Consider the following 10,586-nt stretch of genomic DNA (forward strand, 5'->3'; position numbering starts at 1 on the left):
GTATGGATGACACCTGAATGGGTGGTCCGAAAGGTAGGTACCAATGAGGAGTAACTGGCGGTCCGCCGTAGCAGTGGTGGCGAGCGGGCTTGCGGTGACGGTGTTCGTGGCGCCGGTGAGTTCGGCGGCCGCGGCACCGGCTGTCGGGGTGCACCACCTGACGACCAGCGCGGCCTCGGCCGCCGAGACCTGGACGCCGGCGGCGATGCGCGCGGCGATCCCGCTCGACCGGCTGCTGCCGAGGACCGACACGTCGAAGCTGACCCAGGACGTCCGGCAGGGCGCTCCCCAGGTCGTCGGGCCGACCTCGTCGCTGCTCAACGACCTGCTGCCGATGGTGTTCCCGGAGGGCGGCGGGGAATGGCCGGGCGGCGGCGCGGTGCAGGCCACCGCGGGCCGGGTCTTCTTCAGCTACGGCGGCCAGCAGGCATCGTGCAGCGGAAACGCCGTGACCAGCGGGAACAAGAGCGTCGTGCTCACCGCTGGGCACTGCGTGAAGCTGGACGGCGCCTGGCACACCGACTGGGTGTTCGTCCCGGCCTACGACAACGGCGACGCCCCGCACGGCACCTGGACCGCGCGTGCCACGCTGGCCACCCCGCAGTGGACGGCCACCGAGGACATCAACTACGACGTCGGCGCGGCGGTGGTCAACCCGTTGAACGGCCGCAACCTCACCGACGTCGTCGGCGGTCAGGGCGTCGCGTTCAACCAGGAGCGCGGCCAGGACATGTACGCCTTCGGCTGGCCGGCCGCCGATCCCTACGACGGCACCCGGATGATCTACTGCAGCGGCGCCACCTTCGACGCGCTGATCAGCGACGGCATCGGCATGACCTGTGACATGACGGGCGGCTCCAGCGGCGGCCCGTGGTTCCTCGACTTCAACGAGGACACCGGCACCGGGATCCAGAACTCGGTGAACAGCTACAAGATCAACCTCATCTCGCTGTGGATGTTCGGCCCGTACTTCGGCGCCGACGCCCAGGGCGTGTACAACGCCGCGCAGGCGGCCTGAGGCGGGGCCGGTGGCGGGTGGCCCGGAGTCGTTGTCGAGTCGTCCCCGCCACCGGCCTATTCTCGCCACGATGAGCACGCGATTCACCGGCTTCGGCGAGCATGCGATCGACTTCTACGACGGCCTGGTAGCGGACAACTCCAAGTCCTACTGGACCGACAACAAGCACATCTACCAGGCCGACGTGCGGGAGCCGATGACGGCGCTGCTCGCGGAGCTGACCGGTGAGTTCGCCGCCGACGACTCCAGGGTGACCGTGTTCCGGCCCTTCCGGGACGTGCGGTTCGCCAAGGACAAGACCCCGTACAAGACCCACTGCGGCGGCGTCATCGAGGCCGGCCGGGGCGCGGGCGCGTACTACGTCGAGCTCGGGCCCGACGGCGTGCGCACCGGCGGCGGGTGCTTCCACCTCGAGTCCGACCAGCTGGCCCGCTTCCGCGCCGCGGTCGCCGAGCAGATCCACGGCGAGGCCCTGGCGAGGATCCTGGCCAAGCTGACCAAGGCGGGCTGGGAGCTCAAGGGCGACCGGCTGCGCACCCGGCCGCGCGGTGTCGATCCCGACCACCCGCGCATCGACCTGCTCCGGTACCGCTCGGTCTACGCGGTGCGCACCTGGGAGCCGGACGACGTGCTGCACGAGCGGGTGCTGCTGGACCGGGTGCGCAGGGCCTTCCGGGCCCTGCGGCCGTTCAACGAGTGGGCACGGGACCACGTCGGGGTCACCGAAAAGCGAACGGCGAGGTAATTTCTGTATCGATCCGCCGATTATTGCTGGGTTCTTCGGGATCGTTCCAGGATTGGGCGCTAGGCTGCGTACCTGTGAGTCGACGAGCGAAGATTGTATGCACTCTGGGACCGGCGACGGCGACCCCGGAGAAGGTGCGCGACCTGGTCGCGGCCGGCATGGACGTCGCCAGGATGAACTTCAGCCACGGTAGCCACGGTGACCACAAGCAGGTCTACGACCTGGTGCGCGCCGCTTCCGACGAGTCGGGACGAGCCGTAGGCATCATGGGCGACCTGCAGGGTCCCAAGATCCGCCTCGGCACGTTCGCCAACGGCAAGGCCGAATGGCGGGTCGGTGACGTCGTGCGGATCACCGTCGAGGACGTCGCCGGCACCCACGACCGGGTCTCCACCACCTACAAGGGCCTGGCCAGGGACGCGCGTCCCGGCGACCGGCTGCTGGTGGACGACGGCAACGTCGGGCTGACGGTGACCGAGGTGGACGGGCCGGACGTGGTCTGCGAGGTCACCGAGGGCGGCAAGGTCAGCAACAACAAGGGCATCTCGTTGCCGGGTATGGACGTCTCCGTGCCGGCGATGTCGGAGAAGGACATCGAGGACCTGGAGTTCGCGCTCCAGCTCGGGGTGGACTTCGTCGCGTTGTCGTTCGTGCGGTCCCCGGCCGACATCGACCTGGTGCACCAGGTGATGGACCGGGTCGGCCGCGGCCGGGTGCCGGTGATCGCCAAGCTGGAGAAGCCGGAGGCGGTGTCCAACCTCGAGGCGATCGTGCTCGCCTTCGACGGGGTCATGGTGGCCCGGGGCGACCTCGGCGTCGAGCTGCCGCTCGAGCAGGTGCCGCTGGTGCAGAAGCGCACCATCCAGATCGCGCGGGAGAACGCGAAGCCGGTGATCGTGGCGACCCAGATGCTGGAGTCCATGATCAACAACTCCCGGCCGACCAGGGCCGAGGCCTCCGACGTGGCCAACGCGGTGCTCGACGGCGCGGACGCGGTGATGCTCTCCGGCGAGACCAGCGTCGGCCGGTACCCGATCGAGACCGTGGAGACCATGAGCCGGATCGTCGAGGCCGTGGAGAGCGAGTCGACGGTGGTGCCGCCGCTGACCCACGTGCCGCGCACCAAGCGGGGCGTGCTGTCCTACGCGGCGCGGGACATCGGCGAGCGGCTCAACGCCAAGGCGCTGGTCGCGTTCACCCAGTCCGGGGACACCGTGCGCCGCCTGGCGCGGCTGCACACCCACCTGCCGTTGCTGGCCTTCACTCCCGAGCCCGCCGTGCGCAGCGCGCTGGCGCTGACCTGGGGGGTGGAGACGTTCATGGTGCCCGAGGTGGACTCGACCGACCTCATGGTCCGCCAGGTGGACACCTCGATGCTGTCCATCGGGCGCTACCAGCCAGGGGATCTTGTGGTGGTCGTCGCAGGCTCCCCACCGGGGACGGTCGGCTCCACTAACCTCATCCGGGTGCACCGGCTCGGCGAGGAGGACCACGCCTGAGGCCGCGTACGCCTGGCCAGAGGAGCGGCGAATGACCGAAGCGGCGCGACAGGCGGCCGCCGATCTGGCGGAGCTGCGTGCCGGGCGCGAGGTGGCGACCGGTCAGCCGGTGCTGGACCATCTGGTCGCGCTGCTCGACCTGGAGCGGATCGAGGAGAACATCTTCCGCGGCGTCAGCCCGGCGGAGTCCCCGGTGCGGGTCTTCGGCGGGCAGGTCGCCGGGCAGGCGCTGGTGGCCGCCGGCCGGACCGTGCCGGCGGAGCGGAAGGTCCACTCGCTGCACGCGTACTTCATCCGGCCAGGGGACCCGAACATCCCGATCGTGTACGAAGTCGACCGGATCCGGGATGGTCGGTCGTTCACCACCCGGCGGGTGGTCGCGGTCCAGCGCGGCAAGGCGATCTTCTCCCTGTCCGCGTCGTTCCACCTGCGGGAGGACGGTCTGGACCACGCGGACCTGATGCCGGACGTGCCGCACCCGGAGACGCTGCCCAACCGGGCGGCGGGCATGGCCGAGCTGGTCGACAAGCTCGGCGTGCTCGCCACCCTGCCGCGGCCGATCGACATCCGCTACGTCACCGAGCCGCCGTGGACGGCCAGGGAGCACGGCCGGGGCGAGGGCGGCAACCGGGTGTGGATGCGCGCCGACGGCACGCTGCCCGACGACGAGCTGCTGCACGTGTGCGTGCTGACCTACGCCTCGGACATGACCCTGCTCGACTCGATCCTGGTGCGGCACGGGCTGTACTGGGGTTATGACAACGTCGTCGGCGCGAGCCTGGACCACGCGCTGTGGTTCCACCGGCCCTTCCGCGCGGACGAGTGGTTCCTCTACGACAGCACCTCGCCGAGCGCGTCGAACGCGCGGGGGCTCGCGACCGGCCGGTTCTTCGCGCAGGACGGCACGTTGATCGCCACCGTGGTGCAGGAGGGGCTGCTGCGGGTCTTCGACTGACCCTCCTTGTTGGTGGTTGCCTCTTGTTGGTGATTGTCAGGGAGTCCTTCGAGTAGGAGGATTCTTCACCTTGACCTTCCCTGACCACCTCAGGAGCCCCTGTGCGCAGACCCTTACGCCTGACCGCCCTGCTGGCCGGCCTGATCCTGTTGGTCGGTGCCGCCCCGGTCCAGGCACACGACCAGGACAGCCTCGGCGCCGACCTGGACACCATCCTCGCCGACCCCGGCCTCGCCGGCGCCGACGTCGGCCTGGTGGTGACCACGCTCGACGGCGAGGTCGTCTACCAGCGTGCCGCCGACCGCCGCCGTCAGCCGGCGTCGAACGCGAAGCTCGCGACGTCGGCCGCCGCGCTGGAGGTGCTCGGCGAGGACCACACCTTCACCACGTCGGTCGCGAGCAGCGGCCGCCGGCGGGGCACGGTGCTCGACGGCGACCTGTACCTCAGGGGCACCGGCGACCCGACGATGCTCGCCAAGGACTACGACGACCTGGCCGCACGGGTCGCGCGTAGCGGGGTCCGGCTGGTCACCGGCAGGCTGGCGGCCGACGACACCTGGTTCGACGACGTGCGGCTCGGCCTGTCCTGGGCGTGGGACGACGAGCCGTACTACTACAACGCGCAGGTGTCCGCGCTGACCGTGTCGCCGGACGCCGACTTCGACGCCGGCTCGGTGATCGTGCGGGTGGCGCCGGGGGCGGCCGGGGCGCGGGCGGTGGTGAGTACCGAGCCGCCGACCGACTACGTGCGGGTGGTGAACCGGGCGACCACCGGCGCGCCGGGGTCGGCGAACACCGTGACCGTCGACCGGGAGCACGGCGGGAACACGTTCACCGTGACCGGCTCCGTCCCGGCCGGCGGCGCGGCCACGACCGAGTGGATGGCGGTCTGGGAGCCGACCGACTACGCGGCCGCGTTGTTCCGGTCGGCGCTCGCGCGGCACGGGGTGCGGGTGCTCGGCCCGACCGTGCGGGCGGCGACCCCGGCGGACGCGACGGCGGTGGCCAGCCGGGAGTCGATGCCGTTGCGGGAGCTGCAGGTGCCGTTCCTCAAGCTGTCGAACAACCTGCACGCCGAGATCCTGGTCAAGTCGATGGGCCGGGCGGTGGCCGGCGACGGCAGCTGGCACGCCGGCCGGACCGCGCTGACCGGCGCGCTGACCGACCTCGGCGTCACCGGCAGGCTGTCCATGGCCGACGGGTCCGGATTGTCCAGGATGGACCAGATCTCCCCGGACCAGCTGGCGCAGCTGCTGGCCGGCGCGGCGGACCGGCCGTGGTTCGGCGCGTGGTACGAGGCACTGCCGATCGCCGGCAACCCCGACCGGCTGACCGGCGGGACGCTGCGCAGCCGGATGGCCGGGACCGCGGCCGAGGGCACGGTGCACGCGAAGACCGGCTCGCTGACCGGCGTCTCCGGGCTGTCCGGCTACGTCGACACGGCGGCCGGCGAGCGGTGGATCTTCTCGATGATCACCAACAACACGATCGACGTGAACGCGAAGGCCATCGAGGACAAGATCGCCATCCGCCTGGCCGAGCAGGGCGGCACGACCACCGCCCCCACCCACACCCCCACCGCCAGGACTGAACACCCCATCGAGTGCAGCTGGCAGAAAGCCTGCTGACCCCGCGGAGTTGCTGAGGGGCGGGTCCGGAGGGTCGGTGGGACGGCTCCGGACCCGCCTCCTTGCCAGGTGACCCGGGGGGAAAAGGGGAGCGGGTCACCCGAGGCGAGCGGCGGTTCGGGCAAAACCGAGCGCTCGCGGATCAGGGGTCAGCCGGACACGCGCACGACCGCGTGCCGGCCGGGGCCGGCGATGGCCGGACGGCGGAGCGGCACGGTGGCCTCTGGCGCCTCGTCGGTCACGTCCACCAGGCACAGGTGTGCGGTCAGGTAGGCACGGCAGGGTGCCGGGGTGCGGCTGAACCGGCCGGGCCGGCAGTTCGTGCAGCGCCCGGTGCTGTCCGGGGAGTGCTCGTCGAGCACCCCGAGCAGGGCTTCGATCAGTTTGGGCAGTTCGGAGCGGGCCACGTCGGCCGCGGCGCGGTCGTCGCCGTGCCGCGCGCGACCGGATATATCGGTCAGATAGTCGGCCAGCGACGTCTCCAGCTGGCCAAAGATCGGGCTACTCACCGTGACTCCCGTTGAACCGACGATTACGAAGGGCTTAACCTTGCCTGCATCGACCTTGCGTGTTCCCGAACAACGAGTCGGTCGCATAAGCAGCTTGCGGTGAGGGACCCGCATTCTGCAAGTTGCAGTACACGATCGGGTGACGCGGAACGGTCCTGGGTGGAGTTGTCTACTCAGCGCAGGCAATCTGTTCCGAGTTTCTCGGATTAATCCCCGGTTTCGAGAAATCGGGGAAACGCACCCTGGTGAAGGCCATCTGGTGAAGGCCATGACAAAGACGAGGTGATCTGGTTGGCGCGAGGTCCAAGTCCGACGGTTCGGCGTCGGCGACTTGCGAGCGAACTGCGCAGGCTGCGCGATGCCGCCGAACTGACCATTGACGAGGTCGGCGAGAAACTGGAGTGTTCGGCCTCCAAGATCAGTCGCATCGAGACCGGTCACGTCGGGGTCACCCCGCGCGACGTCCGGGACATGCTCGAGGTGTACGGAATCGATAATGACGAGCGCGACGCGCTTGTCCAGTTGGCCCGCGAGGCCCGCAAGAAGGGGTGGTGGCACGCCTACAACGAGGTGTTCACCGGTTCGTTCGTCGGCCTGGAGTCCGACGCCGCGTCCCTGCGCACCCACCAGGCGCTGCTGGTGCCCGGTCTACTCCAGACCGAGGGCTACGCCAGGGCCGTGCACCGGGCGATCCGTCCGGACGCGACCGAGGGCGAGGTCGACCTGCGGGTCAAGGCGAGGTCGGCCAGACAGAAGCTGCTCACCGACCAGAGCCCGCCGGAGTACTGGGCGGTCCTCGACGAGGCCGTGCTCTACCGCACGGTCGGCGGCGCGGACATCATGCGCGAGCAGCTGAACCGGCTGGTCGAGCTGGCCGGGCTGCCGCACGTGACCCTGCAGGTCGTCCCGTTCTCCTCGGGCGCGCACGCCGGCATGGAGGGCCCCTTCCTCATCCTCGGCTTCCCCGAGCAGGCCGATCCGGACGTGGTCTACGTCGAGAACACCACAACTGGCGTCTACTTGGAACAGCCATCGGACGTTTATCGGTATACGTTGATGTTCGATCATTTGCGTGCGGCGGCGCTGAAGCCGGACGACACCGTGGCATTGGTCGCTCAGGTCGCCGACCGGCTGACCTAGGTAATCCTTGAGAGGAGCAGAGTGTTGACCTTTTCTGACCTGACGGGTGCAGACTGGCGCAAGAGCAGCCGTAGTGGTGCGGGCAACGACTGTGTCGAGCTTGTCGTGGCCAGAATCGGCGCTGCGGTGCGCGATTCGAAGCGGCCGGCGGCTGGTCACATCGAGTTCGCCAGCGGACAGTGGAACGCCTTCATGGGCGCGGTGAAGGAGGGGCGTCTCGACGCCTGACCAGTGAACTACGCCGGCACCGCCGGCATGGTTCCCGTCGAGGCCTAGCCTTGACGATCGGCAGCCCACGTGCCCCCCGGACCCTGGAGCACCGTCGGCGCCGCCCCTTACCCCGCCTTACCCCACCCCTTACGACATCCCCCACACGGGTACAGCCAGCCGCACCTGAGGTCTGCGCGAACCTCCGATGCCTGGCAGGCGACCTCAGGACGACTCTGACTCTCGTCACGGATTGCACAGCGACGAGGAGTCGAGATGATGGTCACCCCCGAGTTCATCAGGGTCGAGATGGACTACCGACTGGAGCACGCGCTCAGCGGCGACGAGCTGGCGCACGTGCGTGCGGCCCGGAGCAGGCGGCGCCCCTGGTGGCGGCGAGTGTTCGGCTACCGGACGGATGAGGCGCCCGGCCCGGTTAATCAGGTACGGCCCGCCCTCTGAGGTGTGCGAGCATGCAGAGCGTGGCACGCCTTGGCTCCGGTATCGCGCTGGTGGCACGTGACCGGGAGCTCGGCCGGTTGCGCGCCACCTTCGAACAGGCCGCCGCCGGCAACGCGGCGGCCTTACTCATCTCCGGCGACGCCGGTGTCGGCAAGACCAGGCTGACCGAGGAGCTGGCCGCGCTGGCCAGGGACAAGGACGCCGTCGTGCTCACCGGCCGGTGCCTGGACGCCGGCGAGACCGGCCTGCCCTACCTGCCCTTCGTCGAGGCGATGGCCCAGCTCCCGGACCCGGCGCAGGCCGTTGCCACCCACCCGGCGCTCACCAGGCTGCTGCCCGACCAGATGCTCCCGGCCGCCGGCGACGAGTCGGTCGGCGAGATGCCGGGCACCGGTGTGGTGCTCGCCGGGCGCGGCGCCCGCGGCGGCCGGTCCGAACAGGACATCGGCCAGCTGCAGCTGTTCGACGCCGTGCACGGGTTGCTGACCGACCTGGCGGCCGACCGGTGCGTCGTGCTCGTGCTGGAGGACCTGCACTGGGCGGACGGCTCCACCCGCTGGCTGCTGGCGTTCCTGGTCTCCCGGCTGCGCGACCAGCGGCTGTTCATCGTCGGCACCTACCGCGGCGACGACCTGCACCGCCGCCATCCGCTGCGCCAACTGCTCGCCGAGCTCGTCCGGCTGCCGGCCACCGAGCGGCTGGAGCTGACCCCGTTCGGCGACGCCGACTCCCACACGTTCGTCGCCGCGCTCGCCGACGAGGTACTGCCCGAGGACGTGGTCCGCGAGGTCGCCGGCCGGTCGGAGGGCAACGCGTTCTTCGCCGAGGAGCTGGTCGCCGCCTACGCCGACCGCAGCGCGGGCGGTGGCCTGCCGGCGACCCTGGTCGACGTGCTGCTCTCCCGCGTCGAGCGGCTCTCCCCGGTGGCCCAGCAGGTGATCCGGGTGGCCTCGGTCGGCGGCCGCCGGGTCACGCACGGCACGCTGCTCGACGTCGACGAGCTCGCCGAGCCGGACCTGGAGGAGGCCCTGCGCGAGGCGGTGCAGCACCACGTGCTGGTCCCCAGGTCGGAGCAGGGGATCGCCATCTACGCCTTCCGGCACGCGCTGCTGCGCGAGGCCGTGTACGGCGACCTGCTGCCCGGCGAGCGGGTGCGGCTGCACAGCGCCTACGCCGCCAGGCTGGTCGGCCGGCACGACCGGCGGGGCATCGCGGCCGCGCTGGCCCACCACAGCATGGAGAGCCACCAACTGCCCCAGGCGCTCACCGCGTCGGTGGCCGCCGGGGTGGAGGCCGGGCAGTACGGCGCGCCGACCGAGGCGCTGCACCACTTCGAGCGGGCGCTGAAGCTGTGGGAGGCGGTGCCCGCCGACCAGCGCCCCCCGGACCTGAACGAGGGAAAGCTGCTGCGCAAGGCCTCGCACATGGCGGGCAGCGCGGGCGAGCCGGAGCGGGCGGCGGCCTTCGCCAGGCAGTCGGTCAAGCTGCTCGACCCGGCGGGCGACCCGGAGATCGCCGGCATGGCCATGCGGCGGCTCGCGTCCGCGCTGTTCGTCCTCGAGGGTCGTGAGCAGGAGGCCCGCGAGATGATCGAACGGGCCTGGGCGCGCGTCGCCGACCTGCCGGCGGGCTGTGAGAAGGCCTGGGTGCTCACGGTGTACGCGGGGATCCTGCGCGGTCTGCGCGAGCCGCTCGACGCCCGCACGTTCGCCGAGCTGGCGGTGAGGACCGCCCAGGAGGTCGGTGAGTCCGGCGTGGAGGCCGACGCGCTGGTCACCCTCGGCGCGCTGGACGAGGCCGAGGGGCTGGTCGAGCGCAGCCGCGACCGGCTGCACGCCGCCCAACGGCTCGCCCAGGCCGACGACGTGCCCGCCGTCGAGCTGCGCGCCTGGCACTACCTCGGGTTCAACCACTACGAGCGGGGCGAGCTCGACGACGCGGTGCGGATCATCGACGAGGGCATCGACCGGGCCAGGAGCACCGGCCTGACCTGGGGAACCTACGGCCTCGAGCTACGGGTGATGAAGGTGATCACCCGGTACGCCCGCGGCGACTGGGACGAGAGCGAGGCGGCCGCCGAGCCGCCGGGCAAGCGGGTGTCCAGCACGGTCTCGGCCAGGCTCGCCGCGGTCAGCAGCGCGGTGATGATCGGCCGGGGCCGGCTGGCGGACGCCGCCCGGCTGGCGGCCGAGCTGCGCCCCGAATGGGACCGGGACTTCCAGCTCGGCGCCACCATGGGTGCCGCCGGCGCCGAGCTGGCGCTGTGGCAGGGGCGTTACCAGGATGGCATCCGGCACGTGCGGGACGCGCTGGCGTGGGTGGAGCGGGTCGGCGGGCAGTGGACGCTGGTCGGCATCCGGATCGCCGCCCTCGGGGTGGCGCTGTGCGCCGAGGCGGCCGCGGCGGCCGGGCGGCGGCGGGCC

At 71.0% G+C, this 10,586-nt stretch carries 10 protein-coding genes; 9 read left to right on the top strand and 1 reads right to left on the bottom strand.

Annotation, left to right across the window (positions count from 1 at the left end; genetic code table 11):
* Positions 1 to 43 precede the first annotated feature (43 nt).
* From ACYVIP_RS40665 to dacB, 5 genes are all read left to right on the top strand, one after another.
* The gene (locus tag ACYVIP_RS40665; RefSeq protein WP_460406423.1) at positions 44 to 1,018 is read left to right on the top strand and encodes a trypsin-like serine peptidase; all 975 of its coding nucleotides are present in this window, start codon (positions 44 to 46) and stop codon (positions 1,016 to 1,018) included.
* A gap of 70 nt (positions 1,019 to 1,088) precedes the next feature.
* Positions 1,089 to 1,763, top strand: coding sequence for a DUF2461 domain-containing protein (locus ACYVIP_RS40670; protein WP_460406424.1), 675 nt, complete (start codon positions 1,089 to 1,091; stop codon positions 1,761 to 1,763).
* 74 nt (positions 1,764 to 1,837) lie between these two features.
* Positions 1,838 to 3,262, top strand: coding sequence for a pyruvate kinase (pyk, locus tag ACYVIP_RS40675; RefSeq protein ID WP_460406425.1), 1,425 nt, complete (start codon positions 1,838 to 1,840; stop codon positions 3,260 to 3,262).
* A 31-nt stretch (positions 3,263 to 3,293) separates the two neighbouring features.
* Positions 3,294 to 4,217, top strand: coding sequence for an acyl-CoA thioesterase II (gene tesB, locus ACYVIP_RS40680; protein WP_460406426.1), 924 nt, complete (start codon positions 3,294 to 3,296; stop codon positions 4,215 to 4,217).
* Between the two features lie 101 nt (positions 4,218 to 4,318).
* Positions 4,319 to 5,845 carry a D-alanyl-D-alanine carboxypeptidase/D-alanyl-D-alanine endopeptidase gene (dacB, locus tag ACYVIP_RS40685; RefSeq protein WP_460406427.1) on the top strand — a complete coding sequence of 509 codons (1,527 nt, stop codon included), beginning with the start codon at positions 4,319 to 4,321 and terminating at the stop codon, positions 5,843 to 5,845.
* Positions 5,846 to 5,994: 149 nt separating this feature from the next.
* Here dacB and ACYVIP_RS40690 read toward each other — a convergent pair whose 3' ends face one another.
* A complete protein-coding gene (locus ACYVIP_RS40690; RefSeq protein WP_460406428.1) occupies positions 5,995 to 6,354 on the bottom strand; it encodes a hypothetical protein in 360 nt (119 codons plus the stop codon).
* Between the two features lie 291 nt (positions 6,355 to 6,645).
* Here ACYVIP_RS40690 and ACYVIP_RS40695 point away from each other — a divergent pair, with 291 nt between their 5' ends.
* From ACYVIP_RS40695 to ACYVIP_RS40710, 4 genes are all read left to right on the top strand, one after another.
* The gene (locus tag ACYVIP_RS40695; protein ID WP_460406429.1) at positions 6,646 to 7,494 is read left to right on the top strand and encodes a helix-turn-helix domain-containing protein; all 849 of its coding nucleotides are present in this window, start codon (positions 6,646 to 6,648) and stop codon (positions 7,492 to 7,494) included.
* A 24-nt stretch (positions 7,495 to 7,518) separates the two neighbouring features.
* Positions 7,519 to 7,722 (top strand): DUF397 domain-containing protein, encoded by a 204-nt coding sequence (locus ACYVIP_RS40700; RefSeq protein WP_460406430.1) that lies wholly within the window; start codon positions 7,519 to 7,521, stop codon positions 7,720 to 7,722.
* 255 nt (positions 7,723 to 7,977) lie between these two features.
* Positions 7,978 to 8,163, top strand: a complete 186-nt coding sequence (locus tag ACYVIP_RS40705; RefSeq protein WP_460406431.1) for a hypothetical protein — start codon at positions 7,978 to 7,980, stop codon at positions 8,161 to 8,163.
* Between the two features lie 11 nt (positions 8,164 to 8,174).
* The coding region (locus tag ACYVIP_RS40710; RefSeq protein ID WP_460406432.1) for an ATP-binding protein at positions 8,175 to 10,586 on the top strand (2,412 nt) is incomplete at its 3' end.

The sequence above is a fragment of the Actinophytocola sediminis genome (assembly GCF_054779715.1).

Excerpts from the sequence above, each read along its gene's own strand:
- ACYVIP_RS40665 (WP_460406423.1), top strand. The coding sequence starts at position 44 with ATGAGGAGTAACTGGCGGTCCGCCGTAGCAGTGGTGGCGAGCGGGCTT.
- ACYVIP_RS40670 (WP_460406424.1), top strand. The coding sequence starts at position 1,089 with ATGAGCACGCGATTCACCGGCTTCGGCGAGCATGCGATCGACTTCTAC.
- tesB (WP_460406426.1), top strand. The coding sequence starts at position 3,294 with ATGACCGAAGCGGCGCGACAGGCGGCCGCCGATCTGGCGGAGCTGCGT.
- ACYVIP_RS40705 (WP_460406431.1), top strand. The coding sequence starts at position 7,978 with ATGATGGTCACCCCCGAGTTCATCAGGGTCGAGATGGACTACCGACTG.